Source organism: Methylotuvimicrobium sp. KM1 (assembly GCF_044788715.1).
In the GTDB taxonomy this organism is placed as follows: domain Bacteria; phylum Pseudomonadota; class Gammaproteobacteria; order Methylococcales; family Methylomonadaceae; genus Methylotuvimicrobium.
Genome location: NZ_CP173170.1, coordinates 3,222,592 through 3,248,977 on the forward strand (window position 1 = coordinate 3,222,592; position 26,386 = coordinate 3,248,977).

24 protein-coding genes and 1 pseudogene are annotated in these 26,386 nt (G+C 48.0%); 1 reads left to right on the forward strand and 24 read right to left on the reverse strand.

Translation table 11 applies throughout. The features are described 5' to 3' along the window. Positions 1-126: 126 nt before the first annotated feature. From ACINK7_RS13840 to gyrA, 13 genes and pseudogenes are all read right to left on the reverse strand, one after another. The gene (locus ACINK7_RS13840) at positions 127-348 is read right to left on the reverse strand and encodes a FeoC-like transcriptional regulator (RefSeq protein WP_125219880.1); all 222 of its coding nucleotides are present in this window, start codon (positions 346-348) and stop codon (positions 127-129) included. Beyond that, positions 329-2,653: a Fe(2+) transporter permease subunit FeoB gene (feoB, locus tag ACINK7_RS13845; RefSeq protein ID WP_404356017.1), complete on the reverse strand. Its 2,325-nt coding sequence runs from the start codon at positions 2,651-2,653 to the stop codon at positions 329-331. The genes ACINK7_RS13840 and feoB overlap by 20 nt, the downstream gene beginning before the upstream one ends. After that, positions 2,653-2,886, reverse strand: coding sequence for a FeoA family protein (locus ACINK7_RS13850; protein WP_014148944.1), 234 nt, complete (start codon positions 2,884-2,886; stop codon positions 2,653-2,655). Before ACINK7_RS13850 ends, feoB begins: the two co-directional genes overlap by 1 nt. Positions 2,887-3,798: 912 nt before the next feature. Next, positions 3,799-4,044 (reverse strand): lipopolysaccharide assembly protein LapA domain-containing protein, encoded by a 246-nt coding sequence (locus ACINK7_RS13855; RefSeq protein WP_014148945.1) that lies wholly within the window; start codon positions 4,042-4,044, stop codon positions 3,799-3,801. Positions 4,045-4,132: 88 nt separating this feature from the next. After that, entirely contained in the window at positions 4,133-4,438 is a 306-nt protein-coding gene (locus ACINK7_RS13860; RefSeq protein WP_014148946.1) for an integration host factor subunit beta, read from the reverse strand. Between the two features lie 66 nt (positions 4,439-4,504). After that, a pseudogene (gene rpsA / locus ACINK7_RS13865) lies at positions 4,505-6,172 on the reverse strand (30S ribosomal protein S1); the annotation flags it as partial. A gap of 100 nt (positions 6,173-6,272) precedes the next feature. After that, a complete protein-coding gene (cmk, locus tag ACINK7_RS13870) occupies positions 6,273-6,929 on the reverse strand; it encodes a (d)CMP kinase (protein WP_404356020.1) in 657 nt (218 codons plus the stop codon). After that, positions 6,929-8,248, reverse strand: a complete 1,320-nt coding sequence (gene aroA / locus ACINK7_RS13875; protein ID WP_404356022.1) for a 3-phosphoshikimate 1-carboxyvinyltransferase — start codon at positions 8,246-8,248, stop codon at positions 6,929-6,931. Before aroA ends, cmk begins: the two co-directional genes overlap by 1 nt. Before the next feature lies 1 nt (position 8,249). Beyond that, positions 8,250-9,125: a prephenate dehydrogenase gene (locus ACINK7_RS13880; protein ID WP_404356023.1), complete on the reverse strand. Its 876-nt coding sequence runs from the start codon at positions 9,123-9,125 to the stop codon at positions 8,250-8,252. Then, positions 9,118-10,230: a histidinol-phosphate transaminase gene (gene hisC / locus ACINK7_RS13885; protein ID WP_404356025.1), complete on the reverse strand. Its 1,113-nt coding sequence runs from the start codon at positions 10,228-10,230 to the stop codon at positions 9,118-9,120. The genes ACINK7_RS13880 and hisC overlap by 8 nt, the downstream gene beginning before the upstream one ends. A 366-nt stretch (positions 10,231-10,596) precedes the next feature. Next, the gene (gene pheA, locus ACINK7_RS13890; RefSeq protein ID WP_404356026.1) at positions 10,597-11,682 is read right to left on the reverse strand and encodes a prephenate dehydratase; all 1,086 of its coding nucleotides are present in this window, start codon (positions 11,680-11,682) and stop codon (positions 10,597-10,599) included. A 10-nt stretch (positions 11,683-11,692) separates the two neighbouring features. Beyond that, the gene (serC, locus tag ACINK7_RS13895) at positions 11,693-12,775 is read right to left on the reverse strand and encodes a 3-phosphoserine/phosphohydroxythreonine transaminase (protein WP_404356028.1); all 1,083 of its coding nucleotides are present in this window, start codon (positions 12,773-12,775) and stop codon (positions 11,693-11,695) included. Beyond that, positions 12,775-15,396, reverse strand: coding sequence for a DNA gyrase subunit A (gene gyrA, locus ACINK7_RS13900; RefSeq protein WP_404356030.1), 2,622 nt, complete (start codon positions 15,394-15,396; stop codon positions 12,775-12,777). Before gyrA ends, serC begins: the two co-directional genes overlap by 1 nt. A gap of 416 nt (positions 15,397-15,812) precedes the next feature. On the opposite strand from gyrA, the gene ACINK7_RS13905 reads away from it, so the two are divergent. Beyond that, positions 15,813-16,019 (forward strand): hypothetical protein, encoded by a 207-nt coding sequence (locus ACINK7_RS13905; RefSeq protein ID WP_341325566.1) that lies wholly within the window; start codon positions 15,813-15,815, stop codon positions 16,017-16,019. A 99-nt stretch (positions 16,020-16,118) separates the two neighbouring features. Here ACINK7_RS13905 and hemN read toward each other — a convergent pair whose 3' ends face one another. The 11 genes from hemN to ccmA all read right to left on the reverse strand — a co-directional run bounded on the left by hemN (position 16,119) and on the right by ccmA (position 25,371). Next, positions 16,119-17,495, reverse strand: coding sequence for an oxygen-independent coproporphyrinogen III oxidase (hemN, locus tag ACINK7_RS13910; protein WP_404356033.1), 1,377 nt, complete (start codon positions 17,493-17,495; stop codon positions 16,119-16,121). After that, the gene (ccmI, locus tag ACINK7_RS13915; RefSeq protein ID WP_404356035.1) at positions 17,495-18,700 is read right to left on the reverse strand and encodes a c-type cytochrome biogenesis protein CcmI; all 1,206 of its coding nucleotides are present in this window, start codon (positions 18,698-18,700) and stop codon (positions 17,495-17,497) included. Before ccmI ends, hemN begins: the two co-directional genes overlap by 1 nt. After that, on the reverse strand, positions 18,697-19,164 hold the full coding sequence (locus ACINK7_RS13920; RefSeq protein WP_404356037.1) for a cytochrome c-type biogenesis protein: 468 nt from the start codon (positions 19,162-19,164) through the stop codon (positions 18,697-18,699). The genes ccmI and ACINK7_RS13920 overlap by 4 nt, the downstream gene beginning before the upstream one ends. Before the next feature lie 97 nt (positions 19,165-19,261). Then, positions 19,262-20,101 carry a hypothetical protein gene (locus ACINK7_RS13925; protein ID WP_404356039.1) on the reverse strand — a complete coding sequence of 280 codons (840 nt, stop codon included), beginning with the start codon at positions 20,099-20,101 and terminating at the stop codon, positions 19,262-19,264. A gap of 23 nt (positions 20,102-20,124) precedes the next feature. Further along, complete coding sequence (locus tag ACINK7_RS13930; protein WP_404356041.1) at positions 20,125-20,652, reverse strand: DsbE family thiol:disulfide interchange protein; 528 nt, start codon at positions 20,650-20,652, stop codon at positions 20,125-20,127. Next, on the reverse strand, positions 20,645-22,603 hold the full coding sequence (locus ACINK7_RS13935) for a heme lyase CcmF/NrfE family subunit (RefSeq protein ID WP_404356043.1): 1,959 nt from the start codon (positions 22,601-22,603) through the stop codon (positions 20,645-20,647). The genes ACINK7_RS13930 and ACINK7_RS13935 overlap by 8 nt, the downstream gene beginning before the upstream one ends. Further along, complete coding sequence (ccmE, locus tag ACINK7_RS13940) at positions 22,600-23,049, reverse strand: cytochrome c maturation protein CcmE (RefSeq protein WP_404356044.1); 450 nt, start codon at positions 23,047-23,049, stop codon at positions 22,600-22,602. The genes ACINK7_RS13935 and ccmE overlap by 4 nt, the downstream gene beginning before the upstream one ends. After that, positions 23,046-23,213: a heme exporter protein CcmD gene (gene ccmD / locus ACINK7_RS13945; protein WP_014148963.1), complete on the reverse strand. Its 168-nt coding sequence runs from the start codon at positions 23,211-23,213 to the stop codon at positions 23,046-23,048. The genes ccmE and ccmD overlap by 4 nt, the downstream gene beginning before the upstream one ends. Further along, on the reverse strand, positions 23,210-23,962 hold the full coding sequence (locus ACINK7_RS13950) for a heme ABC transporter permease (protein ID WP_404356046.1): 753 nt from the start codon (positions 23,960-23,962) through the stop codon (positions 23,210-23,212). Before ACINK7_RS13950 ends, ccmD begins: the two co-directional genes overlap by 4 nt. 123 nt (positions 23,963-24,085) lie before the next feature. After that, positions 24,086-24,763, reverse strand: coding sequence for a heme exporter protein CcmB (gene ccmB / locus ACINK7_RS13955; protein WP_341325573.1), 678 nt, complete (start codon positions 24,761-24,763; stop codon positions 24,086-24,088). Continuing rightward, positions 24,763-25,371, reverse strand: a complete 609-nt coding sequence (gene ccmA / locus ACINK7_RS13960; protein WP_404356048.1) for a cytochrome c biogenesis heme-transporting ATPase CcmA — start codon at positions 25,369-25,371, stop codon at positions 24,763-24,765. The genes ccmB and ccmA overlap by 1 nt, the downstream gene beginning before the upstream one ends. Positions 25,372-26,386 lie beyond the last annotated feature (1,015 nt).

Below are 26,386 nucleotides of genomic sequence, written 5' to 3' on the forward strand. Positions count from 1 at the left end.
CTATGCGCTTTGTTTCGCGAAGCTAGAGCTTCGCGTACCGATTTCCCAAGCTGGAGCTTGGGAAACAGCGGAACTCACCTTTCACCTTTCACCTTTCACCTTTCACCTTTCACCTTTCCTCTTTCCCTAATCAATCCATTCATAAAATTCGGTTAATGCCGGGTCGCATTTACAACAACTGGTTCCACACGACCCATTCGGCGATGACGATTTAATTTTTCCTTTACTGATCCATTTACCTAACATGCCTCTTATCGCGTCGGCATCCATATCGAAATGATTGACCAGATCAACCATCGCCACTTTATGTCTTTGCTTAATATAGTTTCTAAGATCGGACAGTATCACCGGTTTTCTCCTGTTGAACGGGGTTGCTGGAGTTTCGCCCGGATAAGTGCAACACTAACAACACCAATAAAAAGAAAAGACTTAGCCCAATCAACCATGTCAACGAATAACTCGGATGATCGCTAAAGGTCGATAATTGATAGAAAAATGTTGCGGTCATATAGGCAATACCGGTCGTCCAAAAGACGACAAACAATGTCCAACCTAGATTAGTTTCTCGATAGATCGCCGCCGTCGCCGCAACGCAAGGCGCATACAATAAAATGAATAATAGGTAAGCGAAAGCCCCGGCTTGACCGTCGAAACTGACTCGCATTGCCCCGTAAGTTCCTGTATCGACTTCTTGCTCATCGACCGCCGTTTCAATGTCGAGTCCCAATGGATCCAACAGATTACCGGCAACACTCAGTAAGTTTTCAGGAATCGTCTTCACCGCCTCACTCAAGGTTGCGACCAAATCGAAACCTTCATCATCAGCCTCAGCGTCATCGAACGCCATTTGGCTGTAAAGAGCATTCAAAGTACCGACTACGGCCTCTTTAGCCAACACGCCGGTAAAAATACCGACCGTGGCAGGCCAATTGTCTTTCTCTATGCCCATGGGTTTGAATACCGGCGTCAAGCCACGGCCTATTTCGCTTAGTACCGATTGATCGCTGTTTTCACGACCGAAACTACCATCCGTACCCATCGCATTGAGAAAATTCAAAACCAATACCATCGGCACGATCACCTTACCGGCATTGAAAATGAAAGTTTTGAGTCGATCCCAAGTTCTGAGTAAAACGCTCCGCAGGCGCGGAATATGATAAGCCGGCAGTTCCATGATAAATGGTGTAGCCTCGCCCTTGAATAAGGTATGGCGCATAATCAGGCCGGTAAAAACCGCCACCGCAATGCCGATCAAATACAATCCAAACACTAAATTTTGTCCGCCGACCGGGAAAAAAGCCGCCGCGAACAAAGCATAAACCGGCAACCGAGCACCGCAAGACATGAACGGGTTCATCATATTGGTTAGAATCCGATCACGTTGATTTTCCAGCGTTCTGGTCGCCATGATTGCGGGTACGTTACAACCGAAACCGACGATCATCGGCACGAAAGATTTTCCCGGCAAACCGATCATCCGCATAAAACGGTCCATCACGAAGGCGGCACGCGCCATGTAGCCGGAATCCTCCAAAGCGGACAACACCAAAAATAGAAATCCGACAATAGGAATAAACGTCGCGACGACTTGCACCCCTCCGCCCGCGCCTTGAGCGATTAAAACCACTAACCACTCCGGCCAATTCATTTGATTTAATACAAACGCTAAACCATCGACAAAAAATGCTCCGGTCACTTGTTCAAAAAAATCTATGAAAGCGCTGCCGATATTAATCGTGAACATGAACATCAAATACATCACCAGCAAAAAAATCGGTATGCCTAAAAAGCGATTCAATACCAAGGCATCAATTCGTTCGGTAGTATGCCGATTTAATTGTTGTGTATGGATCACGAAACGCTGAGTCAATGAATTGACGAATCCATAGCGAGCATCGGCGGCTAGAATATCGATCTCGTCATCGGTTTCGGTTTCTATTTGTCGTTGCAGAGCCGCAACAGTCCCTTTGAGTTCATGACCGGCAATTTGTTTAGCTAAAGTGTCGTCTTCGAGCAAACGAACAGTCAACCAACGCAGGTCGCAACGGCGCTGTTCGGCCAGCGGTTGCAATAACGGCGATAACTTGTCGATAGCTTGTTCTAAAGCCGGAGCATAAGGAATATCGAGACTCGGAATGGGCTTATCCTGCGCGGCACGATTAATAACTTCCTTTAAATGCCTTATTCCTTCTCCGGTCGATGCACTGATTGGTACAACCGGGCAACCCAATAAATTGGAAAGTTCATCAACATCGATCGCCACGCCTTTTAGTCGAGCGGCATCAATCATGTTCAGTGCGATCATCATCGGCACCCGCATTTCCAGGAGCTGAGAAGTCAAATATAGATTACGCTCAATGTTTGACGCATCGACGATATTAATGATCAAATCCGCTTCCCTAGCCGCAACATAGTCTCTGGCTACTTTCTCATCGAGAGAAACATCGTCATCGGCCGCTTCCAGGGAGTAGGTACCCGGTAAATCGACCACACGCACGATTTTATGATCGAAGCGGTATTCGCCGGTTTTCTTTTCGACGGTCACACCTGGCCAATTGCCTACATGCTGTTTAGAACCGGTCAAAATGTTGAACAGGGTCGTTTTACCGCAATTCGGATTACCGACGACGCCTATCGTAAAATCGATTGCCATTAAATTTTCTCGATCAATAAGACGGAAGCTTCATCCTTACGCAATGTCAATGAAAAACCACGCAGTTTTATCTCGACAGGATCCCCCATTGGCGCAAAGCGAGTGACACAAAACTGTGTCCCTGGCGTTAAACCCATCGCCAACAAACGTTTCCGGTAGGCCTTTGCAGATTTATCGAAGCCGGTAATGCGGCCGCAATCGCCAACGATGAGGTTTTTTAAACTTAAGTTCATTCGCTTAGCCTCTTAGTCTTGGAAACCCAAAACAATATAATAAGTAATAATGATTCTCATTAAATGACTATATCATAACTAGACTTAACGTCAAAACATGGTTTTCCGAACTTGCTTGATATTGGCGGGTCGAGCGCAGTACGCGTCTCTTGCCTTGATTATTCGTGCATGAGAAAGGTCAAAATAGTCCCTTTTGACCGAGAAACCGTCTAAGAATAAAAGGTACGGGATGTGTCTATCGAGGACTGCCGTTCACCCAGCACCTAAATTATCTCAGATAGTTAGGAACGAGCATGAAATAACTTCGACAACTATTAGAAAGGGAGACGGCAGGGAAAACACATTAAAATAACTAATATATCAATATGTTAACCTGTTTCCTGGAACGCTTAGTCAATTTGGTTTAACTTATGGTACCCCTCCCTGGGCCCCGTTAGGCCGCGCCGAGCACTGGCGATTTTGCCGAGAATAGCCCGCTAGGGGAGCGGCAGGGATGCCGCTCGTTTTCGGAGGGCGAGGGATAGCCCTTCCGAAAACCCTCGGCAAAATCGTCAGCGCGCAGGATGCAGCGGCCTCCGGGTGTCTTTTCTTTTGGATACTTTTCTTTGGACAAGCAAAGAAAAGTATCGCGGCGGTCGGTCCGCGAACCGACTCCACATAAACGTCGCGATAGCGACACAAAGCCTTATTTAGGTTTCAAACAAACTAAATCTTATAGTTAACCAGAAAAAAGAATATTTTAACTATTTGATTTTCTATAGTGTTTTAATGAGTTTATCCTGGGGGCTCGATTGACAGGTGTCGGCGGCAGGAATAGCAGCCGTCAAGCTTACATGGATGTATTCACGGCGTCCTTTGACGGACCACCCTGGTGCCGAATTTCTATCTGCGATTAGCATAACCTAATTAGGGCTATTGACCTTTTTCGATTTTCTTCATTAATTTTGCATATTGGCTTTTCCATTTAAACGAACTAATACCGGAAACCAATACGCCAATGATAATACCCGCCAGCAACTCTAACGTTAAAGCCAAAGTGAGCGGCATCGAAATAGTAAAGAAATAAAAATTAATTTGAACTGAATGAAAATTCAGAATGGAAAAGATCAACGCAACAATGAAAATACTGATGAAAATAACGATCGAAAGAAATTTCATTATTGTCCAATTGTTACGTTGACTGGGGGGATATAACTATCATTGCCTGCTTTATTAAACACTGGTAAGCAAATTAACGAAACGGCAATTAATCCGTTATTTTGCAATTTTCACGAGACATATCGACTCTGTCTCGAAGCTCCTTACCAGGCTTAAAGTGCGGTACATATTTTTTGGGTAAGGCCACCGATTCGCCGGTTTTTGGATTACGCCCCATTCTAGCTTCGCGCTCACGTAACGAAAAACTGCCAAACCCTCTAATTTCTATTCTTTCATTGGAAGACAACGACTGACTCATCTGTTCGATGATGCATTTGACCGCCAACTCGACATCTTTTAAAGCGAGATGCGGTTGATGTTTTGCGAGTGCTTCTATTAATTCCGATTTTGTCACATTCTATCCTGCGAAAATGAATAAAATCAAAAGGGTGCGCACTAATGCGCACCCGTCTGCATGACTTTACTTTTCCATTTGCTTGAAGATATCGCCCAAGGTAGGCGTACCCGCAGGCTGTTGAGTATAGTCTTTGAGCGCTTCGGATTCTTCATCCTGATCCTTTGCCTTAATCGACAAGGAAATCGATTTGCTCTTTTTATCGACACCGATAAATTTCGCTTCGATTTGCTCACCTTCTTTCAGTAAAGTCCGAGCATCTTCAACGCGATCTCGTTGAATCTCGGAAGCACGCAGATAACCTTCAACATTATCGGCTAATGTGATAACAGCGCCCTTCGCATCGACTTCTTTAATCGTTCCGTTTACCAGGCTGCCTTTTTCATGCAGTGCCAGGTAGTTTTGGAACGGGTCTTGCTCAAGCTGCTTAATACCCAGTGAAATACGTTCACGCTCGGCGTCAACTGCCAAAATAACAGTTTCTACCTCATCACCTTTCTTGTAATCGCGAGCGACTACTTCAGTATCGTCGGTCCAAGAAATATCGGACATATGGACCAAACCGTCAATGCCCCCATCCAATCCGATGAAAATACCGAAATCGGTGATCGATTTGATTTTGCCGGAGATTTTGTCGCCTTTGTTATGAGTCGCGGCAAACTCATCCCATGGATTAGTTTGGCATTGCTTCATACCCAACGAAATGCGGCGACGCTCTTCGTCGATTTCCAATACCATGACTTCGACTTCATCGCCCAATTGCACGACTTTGGAAGGATTGACGTTTTTGTTGGTCCAATCCATTTCGGAAACATGCACCAAACCTTCAACGCCTTCTTCGATTTCGATGAAGCAGCCGTAATCGGTCAGGTTGTTGACTTTACCGAATACGCGTGTACCGGCCGGGTAGCGGCGAGCAATATTTTGCCATGGATCTTCACCCAATTGTTTCATGCCTAACGAAACGCGGTTTTTCTCTTTATCGAATTTCAGAACCTTGACTTTGACCTCTTGGCCTATTTCGACACACTCGGAAGGATGACGAACACGACGCCACGCCATATCGGTGATATGCAACAAACCATCAATGCCGCCTAGATCGATAAATGCGCCGTAATCGGTCAAGTTTTTGACGATACCGGTGACTTCGGCGCCGTCATGCAAGGACTTGAGTAGTTCTTCTCTTTCTTCGCTGTATTCTTTTTCAACGACTGCACGACGCGACAATACGACATTGTTGCGTTTTTGGTCGATTTTAATAACCTTGAATTCCAGGTCGCGATTTTCTAGAAAAGTCGTATCCCTAATAGGACGAACATCAACTAATGAGCCTGGCAGGAATGCTCTCAACGCGCCTACGGAAACAGTAAAGCCGCCGCGAACCTTGCCGGTAATGCGACCGGTAATGGTTTCTTCATTCTCAAAGGCCTGTTCCAGTTCGATCCAAGCTTTGTTTTTCTTGGCTTTATCGCGGGAAAGAAGAGTGGCACCCAGGCCGTCTTCAAATAAATCGAGAGCGACTTCGATTTCATCGCCGACTTCGACTTCCAAATCGCCATCGGCATTCAAAAACTGCCATTTAGGGATCACACCCTCTGATTTGGCTTGGGTACTGACGATCACGAATTCATTTTCGATATCGACAACGGTACCCATTAACATTGCACCAGGACGCATTTCCGTCTTGGCTAAACTTTCTTCAAATAATTCAGCAAAGCTTTCGCTCATTGTTCTTCTTTCCCAAGCTTGTTGTACATAGGCACAAGCTTCATGTAAGTTATCAAGGTTAAAAAAAAAGCCGCTTAATACTGCTTGCGGCGTATGTAAATACTACTCAGCGAATCAAATTTACTATCTGCTCAATGACTGCCTCGATGGACATATCGGAAGAATCGATAAAAACAGCATCATCAGCCTGCATCAACGGCGCGGCTTTGCGTTGTTGATCGCGGAGATCACGCTCTTCAATCTCTTGAGTAATAGACGAAAGATTAGCATCAATTCCTTTTTCTTTCAACTGTTTATATCGGCGCATTGCTCTTTCTCCAGCACTAGCCGTTAAAAACACCTTATTTTGAGCATCAGGAAATACGACGGTCCCCATATCCCGACCGTCTGCAACTAAGCCGGGCGGCTTTCTAAAATCCTTTTGTTTTTGCAGCAGAACCTTTCTGACTTCAGGCAAAGCAGCAACCACCGAAGCTGCATTGCCTGTACTTTCAAGACCCAATTGACCGGTGATATCCTTACCATCAAGCTTAACGGTTAATTCGTCGGCACATTCGAATTCCAATACCATCGCTTTGGCAACTTCCGCAACGACCGCCTCGTCGCTCAAGTCAGCTCCTGCCGCAATGGCAGCAATAGCCAATGATCGATAGATCGAACCGCTGTCTAAATAGTGCCAGCCCAGTTTTGTCGCAATTGCTCGACTGACCGTGCCTTTACCGGCGCCGGACGGACCGTCGATTGTCAATACCGGAACCGACATCAGCCTTGCTCGGACTGCAATTTTAACCCCAGAGACGGAGCGATTTTTATGAACTCCGGAAAGGATGTATTGACGTTTTCGCAATCGTTGATGACGATTTTTCCGTCGGCTCTAAGCCCGGCAATCGAAAAAGCCATCGCGATACGATGGTCGCCATGCGACTCGACCGAACCCGAACCGATTTTTCCGGCTTGAATGATCATTCCGTCCGGCGTCGGCTGCGCATCGATGCCGAGAATTTGCAAACCGTCGGCCATGACTTGAATTCGGTCGGATTCTTTGACTCTGAGCTCTTCGGCGCCTGTCAAGCGGGTTTGTCCTTCGGCGCAAGCCGCAGCGACAAACAACACCGGAAATTCATCGATCGCCAGCGGAACCAATTCCTCAGGAATATCGATGCCTTTCAATGGCGCCGATTTAACATGCAGATCGGCTACCGGCTCTCCACCGACGATACGCTCGTTCAATATTTCGATATTCGCACCCATCAATCGCAGAATATCAATCACACCGGTACGAGTAGGATTGATACCCACATGATTCAGCACGATATCAGAGCCTGGCGCAATGGATGCTCCGACCAAAAAAAACGCCGCTGAAGAAATATCGCTGGGCACATCGATATCGGCCGCCGTAAGTCTGCCTTCGGCAGTAATCGTCACCTTGGCCCCTTCTTTTTCGACCGGATAGGAAAAGCCGCTCAGCATGCGCTCGGTATGATCGCGTGTCGGCGCCGGCTCGGTAACGCGGGTCGCCCCTTCTGCATACATTCCTGCCAATAACAAACATGACTTGACTTGAGCACTGGCCATTGGCATTTGATAATCAATGCCTTTAAGTTTGCCGTCTTGCCCTTTAATATGCAGCGGCGCCGTGCCCTTTTCCGTCGTTTCAATTACAGCACCCATTTGCGCCAACGGATCGGTAACCCGTTTCATTGGCCTCCCGGACAAGGATTTGTCGCCGGTCAATACCGAGTCGAAAGCCTGCCCCGCCAACAACCCGGATAGTAAGCGCATCGATGTACCCGAGTTACCTAGATACAAGGGTTTTTGCGGCGCCTTCAAACCGTGTTTGCCGACCCCATGAATCGTTAATTCGCCATTTTTCGGGCCTTCGATAACGACACCCATGTCTTTAAATGCCTGCAACGTCGCCAATGCGTCTTCGGCTTCGAGAAAGCCTTTGACATGCGTGACGCCATCGGCCAGGGAACCGAGCATGATAGAACGGTGAGAAATCGACTTGTCGCCAGGGACCCTTGCCTGCCCATTTAATGAACCGCCGGGCTGTACAGTAAAAGTTATCGTTTTAGCCATTTTAATTTGTCAATTGATCGAGAAAACGCTGCCGGGCTTGACCCGCGTATGTGAAGGTTTGAAAAATCTTCTGGCTATCGTCATTTTCGAGAGCCAGCTCCATCTTATCCAGTTCTTGCTTTAGCTGTTGAATCAGCGGTATTAATTTTTGCTTATTGGCCAAACAAATATCCAACCACATGGTCGGATCGCTTGAAGCGATGCGCGTAAAATCCTTAAAACCACCGGCTGCGTATTTAAATATTTCGACTTGCTCGTCCTTACGCCCGAGTAGATCGACCAGCACAAAAGCCAGTAAATGCGGCAAATGACTAGTCGCGGCTAGCACCGCATCATGATGATCGACTTCCATGATCGACACGATCGCGCCCAAGCGATGCCAAAACTGCTGCATTGTTGCAGTCGCCTTGGGATCGGTTTGCTCAACCGGCGTGATAATCAGTCGTTTATCGTCGAATAAACCGTTCACCGAAGCCGTTACACCGCTTTGTTCGGCTCCGGCAATCGGATGGGCCGGAACAAAATTACACGGCAGGTAACCGAATACTCGCCTAGCGGCATCGACGACATTGCCCTTGGTACTGCCGACATCGGAATAAACGGCTTGTTCGGACCAATAAGGCTGCAACTCGCAAAGCACCTTTTCGATCGCGCCAACCGGCGTCGCAATGATGACGCAATCGGCATCCTTCACGGCTGCTTCAAGGTTTATAAAATACTCATCGATGACACCCAGTCGTCGAGCTTCTTTCAGATTATCGATATCTATTTCACGACCGTACGCGACGATGGCCTTACATAAGTCGCGATCGCGTGCGGCGCGAGCTATCGAGCCGCCGATCAGCCCGACGCCAATTAGACACAGCTTTTTAAACATCGGCAAGCACAGCCTGTAACGCCTCGAGACAACGGCTATTTTCGGCGGGCGTACCGATACTAATGCGCAAATGGTCGGGCATTTCATAATTCGTGACAGGTCTTACAATGACGCCTTTTTGCAACAAAGCCTGGTAAACCCCCACTCCCGAGCGTTTGACATCGACCGATACAAAATTGCCGGCCGACGGAATCCACTCCAGCCCGAGTTGACGGAATCCATCGATCAACTGCTGCATGCCATCGTTGTTGGTCGCTATCGTACTTTGCAAATGTTCATGATCTGCAAGCGCCGCTTCAGCCGCCGCCAATGCGAGCATATTATTATTGAAGGGCTGGCGTACTCGATTCAGAAAATCGGCAATCCCCGGATTGGAAAAACTGTAACCGACACGCAGGCCCGCCAATCCGTAGGCTTTGGAAAAAGTCCGGGTCACGATCAAATTGGGATGGTCAACCAACCAGGCGATTGAATCGGCACGACTTTTCGGGTCGATAAATTCGTAATAAGCTTCGTCCAAGACGCAAAGCACATGACTCGGCAATGCCGCAATAAATTGGCGCAGCTCATCGGACGCCAATAGGGTGCCGGTCGGATTATTCGGATTTGCAATAAAAACAAGCCGGGTTTTATCATTGACAGCCGCCAACATCGCATCGAGATTATGCCCGTATGCGCGCGCCGGAATAACAATGCCGGTCGCACCGACGGCCTGCGTCACAATCGGATAAACCGCGAATGCGTGCTGCGAAAAAATCACCTCATGAGCCGGCGTTAAAAAAGCTCTGGCCAGCAACTCCAGAATTTCATTTGAACCGTTACCCAATGTAATTTGCGACATTTCGACGCTAAATTTTTCGGCCAACGCGCGTTTCAACTTGAAACCGTTACCATCGGGGTAACGCGCCAAATCCGGCAAGCTCGCATTAATCGCCGCCAAAGCCATTGGACTCGGCCCTAGCGGGTTTTCATTCGATGCCAATTTAACGATATCGCTCAGACCTAATTCGCGTTCGAGCTCTTCGATCGGTTTACCGGGCGTATAAGGTACAAGTCGCTGCACGCCAGGCGTGGCCAAGGAATAAAAATTATCTGTGATGTTCATTAATAAATATGATTTTAACGTTATCGGCACACGGATGACGCTGATTATCAAGAAGCCTCGACGTTCCGGCGTTTACGCAATTTAGGATTTGGCCGTAAATAACAGCAATTCCCAGTTTGAGCATTCTCACTGGATTAGGGTGCGGGGTATCCCTGTCGAGGAACGCCATGAACCCATCCATGGGGGCTTGACGGCAGCTCCCTGCTGCCGACATCCTCGCCAAGCATACCCCACACCCTGTTTGATCCCCAAATTGGGAATTGCTGCGCAAATAACTTCCCTATTTTAAAGCGAGTTACCGAACCCTCAACAAGGCCCATAGTTCCAGGACGTTATTTATCACGAAATCCTTACATGTTTCATTTTTTATAGAACCGCCTTCGGGTACGATCCTAATATATTCAACATACTGACTCGGGCGCCCAGCATTTTTAACGCCGCCGCGACATTTTCGTCCTCGGCATGACCTTCGATGTCAATAAAGAACACATAATCCCACAGACCTTGACGCGACGGCCTCGACTCAATGTGCATCATCCCGATACCGTGATGCGCGAACGGCTCCAAGACTCGATAAAGCGCGCCCGGCTGATTGCCGGTCGACACCAACAGCGAGGTTTTATCCTTACCGGTCGGCCCTGAAATCTGGCGACCGATAATGATGAATCGGGTGGTATTATTCGACTCGTCCTCGATGTTGCGTTCGATGATCGAAAGCCCGTAAAGTTCGGCAGCAAATTTTCCGGCTATCGCCGCCTTATCTTTGGAACCGGCAGCCAAGCGAGCCGCTTCGCCGTTACTGTTGACAGCGGTGCGTTTCGCATCGGGCAAGTGCAAATCCAACCATTGACGGCACTGCGCCAAGGATTGCTGGTGCGAAAAAACTTCCGCGATATCCGCAAGACTTCCGGCATTGCCTATGAGATTATGATGAACCCGTAATTCAACCTCACCGCAGATCTTCAGCGGCGAACTCACGAATCGATCCAGGGTATGATTGACCACCCCTTCTGTCGAATTTTCGACCGGTACGACGCCAAACTGACAATGCTCATTTTCGACCGCATTGAATATTTCCGCGATCGTCATAGCGGGCACCGCATTGACCGCATGCCCGAAATGCTTGATCGCTGCCTGTTGAGTAAACGTTCCTTCCGGTCCCAAAAACGCGACATCCAATGGCTTTTCAAGCGCCAAACAGGCCGACATCAGCTCTCTAAAAAAACGCATCGCGGTTTCATCGGCAAGCGGACCTTGATTGATTGCCTTAACCCGTCTTAATACCAAGGACTCCCTATCCGGCCGGTAAAAACATCCCGACTCGCCTTCCGCCATCTTGGTTTTAGCCACTTCAATGGCACAAGACGCGCGTTGATTGATCAACTGCAGAATCTGTTCGTCGATCGCATCGATTCGCGCCCTTAAATCGGCAAGAGGAGTAATTGAAGTCATGTTGCGATACTCAGGCTCGGGTTCTTTCGAATTCGGCCATGAATTCAATTAACGCTTTAACGCCTTCCTCAGGCATTGCATTATAAATGCTCGCACGCATACCGCCTACGGAACGATGCCCTTTTAATTCGGCGAACCCATTAGCTTCGGCTTGGGTTAAAAACTCTTTATCGAGCGATGCATCGGATAAGATGAAAGGCACGTTCATTCGCGAACGAAATTCGGTTTGCACCGGATTGCTATATAAAGAAGAACGATCGATTGCGTCATACAAACTCGCCGCTTTTCTGATATTGACGGCTTCTATCGCCTCGACGCCACCAGCCAATTTGAGCCATTTCAACACCAAACCAACTAAATACCAATTGTAAGTCGCCGGCGTATTCAGCATCGATTGATTCTTGGCCTGTACCGCGTAATTGAATACATCGGGTAATCGATCATCAGTCTTACCGATCAAATCATCGCGTACAATTACGACGGTAACTCCGGCAGGTCCCATATTTTTCTGGGTTCCGGCATAGATCAAGCCGAATTGGCTTACATCGACTTTGCGCGACAAAATATTCGACGACATATCGGCCACCAACGGCAATCCCTGCGCATTCGGGATAAACGGAAATTCAACGCCGTGTATCGTTTCGTTCGAGGTGTAGTGCAAATACGCCGCATCAGGTTCGATTTGCCACTCGGCAACAGCAGGAATCGTCGTAAATTTTTCCGACTCCGAACTAGCCGAGACGACAACCTCGCAGAACCGTCCGCCATCCTTAATCGCTTTCTCGGACCAAGCGCCGGTATTGATGTAGCAAGCTTTGGTCTTGCCTCGCAATAGATTCAAAGGTATGAACGAAAACTGCCCGGTCGCTCCGCCCTGTAAAAACAATACCTTATAATTATCGGGAATCGCCATCAATTCGCGCAAATCGACTTCCAATTGTTCGGCAATATTCGAAAAATGCTTGCCTCGATGACTCATTTCCATCACCGACATGCCGCTAGACTGCCATTCGAGCATTTCATCGCGCGCCTGCCGAAGCACCGCCTCGGGTAATGTCGATGGTCCCGCGCTGAAGTTATAAATTCTAGCCATTATTCTTGTTCTCCCGAGTCCTGCTCTATCTCTGTTTCATTATCGACTTCCCCGCCTAAATCAGACTCCGCTTCCATTCCGGCATCCTCATCTTCGGCTAGACCTTCTATTCGATCGACTCCAACCACTTTTTCGTTTTTGTCGAGGCGAATAACTGTAACGCCTTGCGTATTCCGGCCGACGATCGATATTTCATCGACGCGGGTTCTGACCAAGGTGCCGCCGTTCGTAATCAGCATGATCTCATCGCGCTCGGACACCAATACCGCCCCGACGACATTTCCGTTACGCTCGGAGGTTTGTATCGAAATCACGCCCTGCCCGCCTCGGCCTTTGCGCACAAATTCTTTCAAATGCGTCCGTTTACCGTAGCCGTTTTCGGTGATTGTCAATACAGTGCCTTCGGCCGATACGATCAGCGAAATAACTTTTTGCCCCGGCTGCAGTCTAATGCCGCGCACACCCGCCGCGGTCCGTCCCATTGAGCGAACGTCATCTTCATTGAAACAAACCGCCTTGCCGTCGGTCGAAAACAGTAAAATATTTTGCTGCCCGTCGGTCACGGCTACACCGACCAAAGCATCTTCTTCGCGCAAGTCGATCGCAATTTTACCGTTGGTGCGCTGACGTTCGAACTCTGGGAGCGGCGTTTTTTTAACGGTGCCGTTCGCGGTTGCCATAAAGATGAACTTATCGGCACTAAACTCTCTAACCGGCAGCAAGGCGTTAATATTTTCCCCGGATTCCAGCGGCAGCAAATTGACAAAAGGCTTGCCTCGCGAGGCGCGGCTCGCAACCGGCAATTGATAAACCTTGAGCCAATAGACTTTACCAAGCGACGAGAAACAGAGAATCGTATCGTGCGTATTCGCAACGATCAATTTGTCGATAAAGTCGGTTTCCTTCGTTGCCGTTGCCGATTTGCCACGACCGCCTCGCCGTTGCGCCTTATAGTCGTCGAGCGGCTGTGCTTTGACATAACCTTCGTGCGATACGGTCACTACCATATCTTCTTCGGTAATCAAATCCTCGTCGGTCAGATCGAGATGATCCTGCAAAATCTCGGTGCGCCGCTCGTCGCCGTATTCCGCTTTAATCGCTTCGAGCTCTTCCTTGATAACCTCCATCAACCGGACATCGCTACCAAGAATTTCCAAATATTCGTCAATCAGTTTAAGCAAGTCTCTATATTCATTGACGATTTTTTCCTGTTCGAGACCGGTCAGACGGTGCAGCCGCAAGTCTAAAATCGCACTTGCTTGCGTTTCGGATAATCGGTAGTAACCATCGACCAAGCCGAATTCGGGCGTTAAATCTTCGGGCCTAGACCGGTCGGCATCGGCACGATCGAGCAAGGCATTGACCAAGCCGGCTTCCCAAGTCCTGGACAAGAGTCCGGCTTTCGCTTCCGCCGAATCTTTAGCCGATTTAATCAATACGATCATTTCGTCAATATTGGCTAAAGCGATCGCCAAGCCTTCTAATATATGAGCCCTATCCCGCGCCTTGCGTAAATTATAAACCGTTCTGCGCGTAACGATTTCCCGGCGGTGATCGATAAAAGCCGTGAGAATCTCTTTTAGATTCATGCAATGCGGACGGCCGCCTAAAAGCGCAACCATATTAATACCGAATACCGTCTGCATTTGCGTTTGCTTGTACAGATTATTCAGTATCACTTCGGGAACTTCGCCGCGCCGAAGTTCGATAACCATACGCATACCATCCTTATCGGATTCGTCGCGCAGACCTGAGATTCCCTCCAATTTGGCTTCCTTGACCATTTCGGCAATTTTTTCCAACAGCCTGGCCTTATTGACCTGATACGGTAACTCAGTCGTAATGATCGCATAACGGCCGCTCTCGCCGATTTCCTCGAAATGACAGCGAGCGCGTAAGTAGACCTTGCCTCGACCCGTCGCATAGGCGCTACGAATCCCGGCAGCTCCGTTGATCGTTGCCGCCGTCGGAAAATCGGGCCCAGGAATAAATTGCATCAATTCGCTAATCGTAATTTCAGGATTTTCAATTTGTGCAAGACAGGCACTGACGACTTCGGTTAGGTTATGCGGCGGGATATTGGTTGCCATGCCGACCGCGATACCGGACGACCCGTTGATTAGAAGCGTCGGTACCCGAGTCGGCAAGACTTTGGGTTCGGATTCGGATTCGTCGTAATTCGCTATGAAATCGACGGTTTCTTTATCGATATCGGCCAATAATTCATGCGCAATCTTGGCCATGCGAACTTCGGTGTACCTCATCGCCGCCGGAGAATCACCATCGACCGACCCGAAATTGCCTTGCCCGTCAATCAGCATGTAACGCAGTGAAAAAGGCTGCGCCATCCTAACGATCGTGTCGTAAACCGCGGTATCGCCATGAGGGTGATATTTACCGATAACGTCACCGACTACACGCGCTGATTTTTTATAAGCTTTGTTCCAATCATTGCCAAGTTCGCTCATTGCATAGAGAACGCGGCGATGTACCGGCTTCAGGCCATCCCGAACATCGGGTAGTGCTCGACCGACTATCACGCTCATTGCATAGTCGAGATAGGACTGTCTCATCTCGTCTTCGAGATTGACAGGAATAATTTCTTTAGCGAAGTCCGACATTGATCCGTTTTTTACAAAATTAAAGCCCGTTACCTAAATCGGCAAGCGGTTTCCTTCAATGAGATAATTCCGAAAAGACTTATAAAAATCCTTACATCCAATGGAATTACGCGAGATACCAAAACCGGGTGATTATAACAAAATGTCGAACGAGAGTCGAAGAGCTTACGACTTTATCAAAGCTTCTCAAATGGGACTAGCGCAAGAGCAGCAAAATGCAGCCTCGACCAACAACACAAACGCCATTTTTGACACAAAAGCATCATAGACCTGCCATCCCTGTCACTTTTTTTTACAAAAGTTTAATATGCTCTTTAATAACATATGACTAAATCATTGAAAATACTTATTTTGATTAGATAGGCCTTGATATTGCTTCATTTATTATGAAACAACATTGATCAGAGGTGAAGACAATGGAAAATCAAACTATAGAAATCACAAGCCAAGCACAGTCCGCATTCATCGAAATGCTAAGCGCTGAATTTATTGCGCAAACCGGCGTTGGCGTTTATGCCTATCTGACACCGCTTGCGATCAACAGCTTATTCAGACAATATTTACAACACAGAGAGCCGCTAAGGACATTCACGAAGCAATATGTGAAAACCGTTTTGGTTTAATTGCAACCAAAAACAGGAAACGAAGAACGCTATAATCGGTTTTTCTGGATTTCTTAGACATGGATTTGCAAATAACGCAAATCCCATGTCTAACGGATTTTAAATAACTTTAGAAAACTGTTGCTTTTCAGTAATATAGCGATCAAATACCATACAGATATTGCGAATAAGCAAACGCCCGGCAGGTCGCACGAAAATTTGGCCGGCATCGATCGTCAAAAGTCCATCTTCAACCATTTTCTGCAACTTAATCAATTCCTGCTCGAAGTATGCCTTGAAATCGATGGAGAACACGTGTTCCAACTCTCTGAATTCAAGCTCGAAATGACAGATTAACCCGCTAATGACCGCTCGCCTTAGCTTATCGTCGCGGCTCAATTCAAACCCTTTAAAAACCGGCAAACGTCCCTGCTCTATCGTTCGGCGATAAGTGTCAAGATCTTTTACATTTTGAATGTAAGCATCGCCTACCCGACCGATTGAAGTAACCCCCAAACCAATCAAATCGCATTCGGAATGCGTAGAATAACCCTGAAAATTTCGGTACAGCTTTCCTTCACGCTGAGCAACCGCTAATTCATCATTCGGTTTCGCGAAATGATCCATGCCGATATAAACATAACCGGCTTCGGTCAAACGCTGAATCACCATTTGCAAAATCGCCAACTTGACCTCCGGATTCGGCATGTCGGCATCATTGATCTGGCGCTGAGTTTTGAAACGTTGCGGCAAATGCGCGTAATTAAAGACCGAAAACCGCTCGGGCGAGACTTCAAGAATCTTTTCCAATGTTCGCGAAAACGACTCGACGGTTTGTAGCGGCAGCCCGTAAATCAAATCGATACTAGTCGAACGAAAACCTTCGTTGCGCGCCGCCTCCAATACCGCAAAAGTTTCCTGTTCGGCTTGAATGCGATTGACCGCTTTTTGCACATCGGGTTCGAAATCCTGCAAACCCAAGCTAATCCGGTTAAAACCCAATTCCCGTAATACGGCAATCGTCCGATCGTCGGTTTCTCTCGGATCGACTTCGATAGAGTACTGTCCTTCGTCATCCTCGCGCAGATTGAAATGCTGGCGAGTCACCGCCATCAACCGCCGCATTTGACTCTCACTTAGGAAAGTCGGAGTTCCGCCGCCCCAATGCAATTGATCGACGATACGGTGTCGATCGAACAAAGCGCCCTGCATTTCGATTTCGCGGCAAAGATCGTTCAAATACGGCTCGGCATGCGCGCGATTTTTGGTAACGATTTTATTGCATGCACAGTAGTAGCAGACCGTATCGCAAAACGGAATATGAAAGTAAAGCGATAACGGGCCTCCACGCCTATTCGATTGCTCGATATGACGTAAATAATCCGCTTCTCCGAAATTCTCGTGTAATTCCAAAGCGGTCGGATATGACGTATATCGAGGCCCGGCCTGATCGTAACGATGAATGAGATCGAGATCGAATGTTAAGGACTGGTCCATTATTGGACCTTTTGATCGATCGCTATAGTAACGCCTTCAGTTTCAGCCGGTGCAACGCTTTCCACGATCCCGATCCAATCGCCTGGACGAGATTCTGCCTGGCCCGATATCGAAATCCGGGCACTAATTTTAACGCGATCGAAGTTAGATAACTTCATCGCCGGCATCATCGCCTGCTCGTCGCTCAACAAAACTGTTACTGGTAAATCAGCCACTTGTTTCTTAACGATCGCCAACGGCATCGGGGGGCCCTGTAATGCTTGAGCATAAATAAATACGGTATCGGTGGCGGAGACAACGCCTTGCAATTCGTCGGAAATAGCAACATTGACTTTCAGACCTTTAGCGATAGCTGCCGGCTGCTGCTCTGGGGGCGCCGTACCTAGCCTCTCCATGACTTGTGCAATCAAACCCTGCACTTCTCGGTGTGGTTCGGAACCCTTCGGTAATTGCGCAGCTAATTTTTGCCAATGCCGCAGGGCTTCGTCATATTTACCCGCTTCGGCCTTAGCCATTCCCGACAACCACAATGCCGTCGAGTCATCCGGCGCCAATTCAAGCGCCTTCGCAAGCAATTCCGTCGGTTTCCCGGATAATCGACCGTCATTGGCCATCGCCAACGCATCGGCGTACTGAAGCAGCACATCAGCCTTGTCGCCCAATAGACGATAAGCCTCCGAAAAGGCTTGCGCCGATTCGGCATAACGGTTCATGTATTTGTAAGAACGCCCAAGCATCAACCAGCCTTCCGCATCATCCGGTTGGCTTTGCAAACGCTGAGCCAATCCAGAAACCATCGCATTGATTTCATCCATCTGCTGCGCGGTTCTGTCAGCTTCCGGCAACAACGAATCAGCGTTACCTAAAGCGCGGTACAAAGTCACCGAAACCAACGGAATAACGATCAATGCCAAAACGATCAACCACCGACCGGAAGATTCCGATTGCCGCGAAGCCGACTCTGTTTGCAAATCATCGACCAGCACCGATTGTAATTCTTGATATAAGTCTTCGTATTCATCCGCCGTAATCGTTCCGGACGAGCGCTGTTCTTTTAAATCCAGCAGACGCTGCTTAGCGATATCGACATTGAATCGCTCAGTTTCGATGTCTATTGAGCCCGGTCGACGCCATAGCGGCGGCAATACAAACGCAAACGCTATCGCGATCAAAACGCTTGCGGTCAGCCAAAATTCTGTTGTCACCGGTCATCTCCTTGTTCCAATAAGCGGCGAATTTCTTCCGATTGTGCGGAATCATGCGCAGAATCCGAATGAGTCGCCAAACGTTTTTTACGCACGACAGTCCAAGCAACCAATAAACCGATCACTAAGAACAATAACGGTGCCAACCATAATAAACTGGTCTTAGCCTTCATCGGAGGATTGTACAATACGAAATCGCCATAACGCTGAGTCATAAAATCGACAATCTCCTGCCTTGACTTGCCTTGTTGCAGCATTTTGTAGACTTGGGCACGCAAATCCTTCGCCAAATCGGCGTTCGAATCGGCAATAGTCTGGTTTTGACAAACTAGACAACGTAACTCGGAAATCAGCGAGTTGTAAACGCGCTCCTGCTCAGGAGTATCGAAATTCTTGACCTCGACGGCCGCAGCAATGGCCTCAACGCCCCACAATAAAAAGAAGGCTAAAAATATAATACGCATAATGGCAATGAATAATTAGTAATATGCATGAATAAGCTGACGCCTCCCCCTTCGAGAGAGGTTTCGATCAAAGAAATACAATTCATTGAAACTTAGGCTATATCCGCAATAGAAAAAAACGCATGACTCGATAAATTCCGTTCATGACGAATAGAAAACCCAGCATGAATAGTAAATTGGAAACGGTCAATAATCTGGGCAAATTGATCAAATAAGCAAAAAGGCCTTCCGGCTCGTTGTCATAGCGGCGATTATTGATCTCGGAGTCGGCATATTGCGCGGCCAGTTTTTTGAATTCGACAGCCTGGTTATTGGCTTGATAATTATCCTCGGAAAACTGATTATCGAATCCAAGATAGCTAACCCCTTGGTAAACTTTATGCGTGATCTTTTCATCCAAAGTATTCCATGCCTCGTTAACATGAAGCGCCATAGCGACCGTATCGTCGACCATTTCTCTTAAGGCTTCATCAATAACAAGCTCATCATCGATGATTTCCAAACTGATAATAAACTCTTTCGATACAAGCAAAGGATTAAACCCGGTCTGGTGATCGGACGAGGCTTGTTTAAAAATATACGGCGAAGTTTCAGTCTCGGCAAACGGATCGGAATACAGAAGATTTTCAGTTTCGGCAGCTTTACCATTAAAGGCGTTAGCGCCAAAATCACCTTGTTTTTTTGGGGTCGCCAATTGCTGCCCAGCACCCAGTTCACTCGAAGAGGAGGCGTCAGATTTTTTTTGTATCTGCCTTAAAGCACCGGCTACCAGAGACCTTTCTTTAAGTTCTGCACCATCATCAAGCCGACTTTCGGATTCGATTGTATCGATATTGTCCGCGCCACCCTGAACTTTGAGCGTAATGCTCGCCGCCGTCGCGTAGATACTAAAAGTGCTATAAGCGCTCAACAAAAAAAGTAGAAATAACTTTGTCACATAGCCGTACCATTTCTAAAAATTTATTCAGCCTGCAAAGTATTCAACAAAGGTAAGAATGTCGTTTCAATATCTTTATCAGTCACAGACCCTGTATGTTTGTAACGAACTACGCCCTGCTTATCGATTACAAACGTTTCGGGAACGCCATAGACTCCCCAATCGATTCCGGTCAATCCTTCCATGTCCAAGACACTGACATCATAGGGATTACCCAATCTGGCCAGCCAGTTTTTCGCATCTTCCGGTTCATCCTTATAGTTGAGGCCAATAATAACAGCCAATTTTTGCTCCGCCAACCGATTAAGCACCGGATGTTCTGCACGGCAAGATACACACCAGGAAGCCCAAACATTCAGTAACCAAACTTGCCCCTTCAAATCCGCCGTACTCAAGGTACGAGTCGGATCATCCAAAGTTTGCAGCGTAAAAGGAGGGGCCGGCTTGTCGATGAAGGGCGACGGAATTTCACGCGGATTGAGATTCAAACCGATCGCCAAAAAAACCGCCAGTACTGCAAAAATTAAAAGTGGCGTCAAAAATTTAAGCATTTTTGCTTACTCGCTGTTTTTTATTGCCCATTCGATAACGTCTATCGCAGACAGCCCAGAGACCACCCAATGCCATGAAAACACCGCCGATCCATATCCACCGGATAAAGGCTTTATAATAAACGCGCATGCTCCATGCGCCCGAATCGCCCAACGGTTCACCGATCGCAACGAAAAGATCGCGAAATAGACCGGCATCGATCGCGGCTTCGGTCATCGGCATTTGTTGCACTCGATAAATTCTTTTTTGCGGTTCGAGTTTAGCCACCGTCTTATCATCGTAACTGACCGTCAAATGACCTTGTTGCGCTCGATAATTCGCCCCTTCAACCACATCGATACCATGAAATTCGAACACATAGCCGGACATTTCCAGCTTGTCGCCGGGCGCCATTCTAACGTCTTTTTCAATACTATAAACCGAAGTCAAGGTAATGCCGACGATGAAGACCGCGATACCCAAATGCGCCAAGGTCATGCCGTAAAAGGCTCTCGGCACTTTCAGCAAGGCTGTAAAATCAGGCATTTTATGCCCTAGACGCTCCGAAAAGGCCAGTCCGGTCAGCGCCGTCGTCCACAGCGCCAACGTCAAACCGATCGCGGCAGCCCAGGAATAAAAGGGCATCAACAACGGCAATGCGGCGCCGAGCAACAGGCAGCCCAGCATCAGCCAACGGATTCGTAGCGCGAGCGCGTTGAACTGGTCTTTTTTCCAACGTAGCAAAACGCCGATACCCGAGACCACGGCAAGCGGCGCCATCAAAGGAACAAAAATCGCATTGAAATAAGGCGGCCCGACCGAAATCTTGCCCATGCCCAAGGCATCGATAAACAAAGGATACAAGGTGCCGACCAAAATGCTGGCCGCCGTCACAACCAACAGCACGTTATTCAACAGTAATGCGGATTCTTTCGAAATCATTTCGAAACTGGCGCTGCTTTTAACCGCCGGCGCTCTAATCGCATAAAGCAATAAAGACCCGCCGACGACAATAGCCAGAAAAATCAGAATGAACAAGCCGCGGGCCGGATCGCTGGCAAAGGCATGCACCGAGGTCAATACGCCGGAACGGACCAAAAAAGTCCCCAATAGGCTCAACGAAAACGCGAAAATCGCCAACAGCACGGTCCAAGTCTTGAACACACCGCGTTTTTCACTGGCCGCCAATGAATGAATCAATGCCGTGCCGACTAACCAAGGCATAAACGAGGCATTCTCGACCGGATCCCAAAACCACCAACCGCCCCAGCCCAATTCGTAATAAGCCCACCAACTGCCCAGCGTGATACCCAAGGTCAGAAACATCCAGGCGATATTGGTCCAAGGCCTGGACCAACGCGCCCAGGCGCTGTCCAATCGGCCTTCGAGCAAGGCCGCGATCGAAAATGCAAACGCCACCGAAAAACCGACATAGCCCATGTACAGCATCGGCGGATGGATCGCGAGCCCCGGGTCTTGCAACAGAGGATTCAAATCGCGGCCTTCAGGCGGCGCAGGAATCATGCGCTCAAACGGATTCGAGGTCAGCAACAAAAACAGTAAAAAACCGATGCTGACCAAGCCCATCACACCGAGAACTCGAGCAATCGTCGCGTCCGGAATACTCCGGCTAAACTGAGCAACCAAACCGGTCCAGATCGTCAAACTCAAGGCCCAAAGCAATAACGAGCCTTCATGCGCGCCCCATACGCCGGAGACTAAATACAGTATCGGCAAATGGGTATTCGAATTGTTCGCGACATAGGCGACCGAAAAATCATGCGTCAAAAACGCATACGTCAGACACAAATAAGACAAGCCGACAAAGAATAATTGCCCGAAAGCGGCAGGACGCGCCACGGCAATCCATCCAGGAATCGCGCGAAAACTACCGACGATCGGGACAATACCCAACATCACGGCCATGCACAAAGCCAATATTAAGGAAAAATGCCCCAGCTCAGGAATCATATACCACCCTCTGCCGAAGGCTCCGGTTGTTTCTTCAGGCTACCTGCGACTTCGGGCGGCATATAATTTTCGTCATGTTTGGCCAAGACTTCCTCGGCAACGAACACACCGTTTTTGGATAAACGGCCTTTTGCGACGATGCCTTGCCCTTCCCTGAACAAATCCGGCAAAATACCGGTATATTCCACGGTCACTTCTTTATTGAAATCGGTCAGCTTAAAGCGCACAAGCAAACTCTCCGCTGGTCGATCGACACTGCCGTCGACAACCATACCGCCAATTCGAAACAAAGCACTTTCCGGCGCCTTGCCTTCAACGACTTCGGTCGTCGAGAAAAAATACATCAAATTTTCATTAAACGATTTCAGCGCAAAGGCGACGGCAAGCCCCATACCGGCCAGCATCAATCCAATTAAAATAAGTCGTTGTCTACGAATCGGTTTCATGATTTTTTCATCCGTTTCATTTTATGGGCCAACTCTTTTAAAAAAAGCTTTCGTTGAATAACGGGCAAAACCGCAATCGCAAGCAACACGAGTAAAGTGACCCCATAAGAAGTCCAAACATAAAAGGCGTAACCGCCCATTGCAAAAAATTCCTGCCAATTCATTCTAGTAAGCCTTTAACCCATTGACTGTTTCGTTCGCGCTGAATCAATTCGGTACGCGCGCGCTGTAACATCGCAACTAAATAATAAAATTTGAAGGCGACCGCCATCGTCAACAAGGGAATCAACATGCTGACATGGATCGACGGTTTATCGATCTTCGACACGGTCGGTCCTTGATGCAAGGTATTCCACCATTCGACCGAATAATGAATGATCGGAATATTGACCACACCGACTATCGCCAAAATCGCCACCGCTCTCGAAGCTGTGCGTTTGTCGTCGATCGCTCCGTACAATGCGATGACGCCCAAATACAGAAACAGCAGAATCAATTCCGAAGTCAAACGTGCGTCCCAAACCCACCAGGTTCCCCACATCGGCTTACCCCATAGAGAGCCCGTTAATAGAGCGATAAAGGTAAAACCGGCACCGACCGAGGCACTGCTGATCATAACGATTTCGGCCAACTTGATACGCCAAACCAGTCCGATGGCGCCGGCAACCGCCATCACGACATAGATGAACAATGACATCCAGGCGCTCGGCACATGAATATAAATAATTCGGTAACTGTCGCCTTGCTGATAATCGGCGGGCGCCAAAAACAATCCACCATATAGACCTACGGCAGTCAAAATAATAAAAATCGCCGTCAACCAAGGCAATAATCGGCCGGTAAACGCGTAAAAATGCGGTGGTGAGGCCATGCGATGGAAAAAACGGCCTACAGAATCAGGAATCAAAAACATGCGATAAGCTTATGTGTGATTTACGATAATGAGCGAAATTAATTCAATATCGAATAGTAAATTAAGAAGACCGAGCATTCGAATATGCCCGCATGGATGAATAGGACGCTATTTTACGAAAAATTATCCATTCATACTCATTTTTAATGCCGCGGCGGCCGGCAATGGCGCCAGCACCAAGGCCGCAAATAAAATCGCCGCCAGAATGTTGAGCTGCGCGCCGACCGGCAAACCGCTACCCGCCATTTCGACGGCATTGCCGGCAAAGATCAACACCGGAATGTACAACGGCAAGACCAACAACGCCAATATCATCCCGCCTCGGCGTAAACCCACCGTCAATGCGACACCGATCGAACCGATTAAACTCAATACCGGCGTACCGAGCAATAAGGTCCACAACAGTACAGGCACGGACTGTTCAGGCATGCCCAAAAATATTGCCAATAAAGGTGAGATCAACAATAAAGGCAAGCCCGTTACCAACCAATGCGCGACGATTTTCGCCAAAATCAGCACCGAAAGCGGATGCGGACTCAAGATAAACTGTTCCAGCGAGCCGTCGTCGAAATCCGATCGAAACAATGAATCCAGCGATAGCATCGCGGCCAATAGCGCGGCAATCCAAATAATTCCCGGGGCCATCGCTTGCAATAACTTGGTTTGAGCGCCTAATCCTAACGGAAACAAAGTAATGACCAAGACAAAAAACAACAGCGGATTGGCGACTTCGGCACGCCGCCGGTAAGCCAGAACTAAGTCGCGTCGGATAATGGCGATAAATGCGTTAGACAGTGTCATTAAGCTAACCTGATAGTTTGCACGTCGATGCCGTGCAGCGTGATATCGTGATGCGAGGTCAAAACGACCATGCCTTCTCTGGCAATATGGTCGACCATCAGCGCCTCGAAAATGGCTATACCCTCTTTATCCAAAGAGGTGAAAGGCTCGTCGAGAATCCATAATTTATTATCGGTAATCAATAAACGAGCCAGAGACAAACGGCGTTTTTGTCCGGCCGACAAGGACTGCACCAGCACATCGTCGTAACCTGACAGATGAACTTGCTCCAGGGTTTCCCCGATCGAATAATGGCCTGGCTTACCCAGAGCCCCGGCGATTTTAAGATTTTCCAGCACGGTCAATTCTTTTTTGACACCGTCCAGATGGCCGACATAGGCCATCTGCTCAAAAAAAGTACCGTTATTAATTTCAACGCCGCACCACAAAACCTCGCCTGCGTCGGGCTCCCGAAAACCGCATAAAATTTTTAATAAAGAACTTTTACCCGAACCGTTTTGCCCTTCCAACAACAACGCTTGTCCTGAATAAACACTAAACGATAGATCTTCGAATAAAACTCTATCGTCGCGTATGCAGCATAAGTTTCTAACTTCCAGAGATAACAATCAATCCACCTAGATCCGATCGAAAAAAATATTCAGTGCATAATCCCATCCGCACCCAAACAAGTTCATTAAAATTACACCTTTCGCACTTCAAATTTGGGCGAAGCTTAATCTTACCTGATTACTTAGAACCTTCAGTCAATTTGCTTTGGCTTAGAGCTCCCGCCCGGGCCCCGTTAGGCCGCGCCGAGCACTTCGTGCGCCTTTGGCGTCCCAATCCGCTCCCGGCGGATTGGTCTTTTGGATACTTTTCTTTGGACAAGCAAAGACAAAATCGCCTGGAGCAATTTTGAACAGCTTTAGCTGGCCCGCAGGGCGAAACCCATGGATGGGTTTCGTAGCCGTATCGCGGCTGTCGGTCCGCGAACCGACTCCACATAAACGTCGCGATAGCGACACAAAACCTTGTCTGGACTTCAAATAGGCTGAAGCTTATACGTAATTAGGTAATCTTAAAGAATTTAATCGCAAATAACTTCCCTATTTTATGGAGGTTCGGTTGCTCGATTGACAAGCGTCGGCGGCAAGGCGGGTTTTGCTCCTCGGCAACTGCTGAGTTACAAGGATGTAACGAATGCAGAAAATGCAGGAGCATTTTTCTGCCCTGCATCACCTAAGGCGCCTACTGTTGGCGCCCTAATACACGCCATCCATGGCGTAATGCAAAATCTGCATTCACCCAGTACCTATAGCTATAGGCCTGTCAAGCGAGTTACCGAACCCGCTACAAAACTCATAACTCCAGGAAGTTATTTTTCACGAAATCCTTAGAACAAACGGACTAGAGTAGGGAAAACTCGAGAACAAATCAAGTATTGAATCGATATGAATTTGTTTGCAACAATACACATAAAACAATCATATCGTAAATACTTATACTCATCGTAGATCAAAATTCGGCACCGGGATGACCGTCAAAGGACGCCGTGAATACGTCCATGTAGGCTCTATGCCAGCTCCATGCTGGCAAAGCCTTTGTCGGACACCCCGGCGGCGCCTCGGGCACTGCCGAAAT

Excerpts from the sequence above, each read along its gene's own strand:
- feoB (WP_404356017.1), bottom strand. The coding sequence starts at position 2,653 with ATGGCAATCGATTTTACGATAGGCGTCGTCGGTAATCCGAATTGCGGT.
- ACINK7_RS13850 (WP_014148944.1), bottom strand. The coding sequence starts at position 2,886 with ATGAACTTAAGTTTAAAAAACCTCATCGTTGGCGATTGCGGCCGCATT.
- ACINK7_RS13855 (WP_014148945.1), bottom strand. The coding sequence starts at position 4,044 with ATGAAATTTCTTTCGATCGTTATTTTCATCAGTATTTTCATTGTTGCG.
- cmk (WP_404356020.1), bottom strand. The coding sequence starts at position 6,929 with ATGTCGGTTCCGGTATTGACAATCGACGGTCCGTCCGGCGCCGGTAAA.
- aroA (WP_404356022.1), bottom strand. The coding sequence starts at position 8,248 with ATGGCTAAAACGATAACTTTTACTGTACAGCCCGGCGGTTCATTAAAT.
- ACINK7_RS13880 (WP_404356023.1), bottom strand. The coding sequence starts at position 9,125 with ATGTTTAAAAAGCTGTGTCTAATTGGCGTCGGGCTGATCGGCGGCTCG.
- hisC (WP_404356025.1), bottom strand. The coding sequence starts at position 10,230 with ATGAACATCACAGATAATTTTTATTCCTTGGCCACGCCTGGCGTGCAG.
- pheA (WP_404356026.1), bottom strand. The coding sequence starts at position 11,682 with ATGACTTCAATTACTCCTCTTGCCGATTTAAGGGCGCGAATCGATGCG.
- serC (WP_404356028.1), bottom strand. The coding sequence starts at position 12,775 with ATGGCTAGAATTTATAACTTCAGCGCGGGACCATCGACATTACCCGAG.
- gyrA (WP_404356030.1), bottom strand. The coding sequence starts at position 15,396 with ATGTCGGACTTCGCTAAAGAAATTATTCCTGTCAATCTCGAAGACGAG.
- ACINK7_RS13905 (WP_341325566.1), top strand. The coding sequence starts at position 15,813 with ATGGAAAATCAAACTATAGAAATCACAAGCCAAGCACAGTCCGCATTC.
- hemN (WP_404356033.1), bottom strand. The coding sequence starts at position 17,495 with ATGGACCAGTCCTTAACATTCGATCTCGATCTCATTCATCGTTACGAT.
- ACINK7_RS13920 (WP_404356037.1), bottom strand. The coding sequence starts at position 19,164 with ATGCGTATTATATTTTTAGCCTTCTTTTTATTGTGGGGCGTTGAGGCC.
- ACINK7_RS13930 (WP_404356041.1), bottom strand. The coding sequence starts at position 20,652 with ATGCTTAAATTTTTGACGCCACTTTTAATTTTTGCAGTACTGGCGGTT.
- ACINK7_RS13935 (WP_404356043.1), bottom strand. The coding sequence starts at position 22,603 with ATGATTCCTGAGCTGGGGCATTTTTCCTTAATATTGGCTTTGTGCATG.
- ccmE (WP_404356044.1), bottom strand. The coding sequence starts at position 23,049 with ATGAAACCGATTCGTAGACAACGACTTATTTTAATTGGATTGATGCTG.
- ccmD (WP_014148963.1), bottom strand. The coding sequence starts at position 23,213 with ATGAATTGGCAGGAATTTTTTGCAATGGGCGGTTACGCCTTTTATGTT.
- ACINK7_RS13950 (WP_404356046.1), bottom strand. The coding sequence starts at position 23,962 with ATGTTTTTGATTCCTGATTCTGTAGGCCGTTTTTTCCATCGCATGGCC.
- ccmB (WP_341325573.1), bottom strand. The coding sequence starts at position 24,763 with ATGACACTGTCTAACGCATTTATCGCCATTATCCGACGCGACTTAGTT.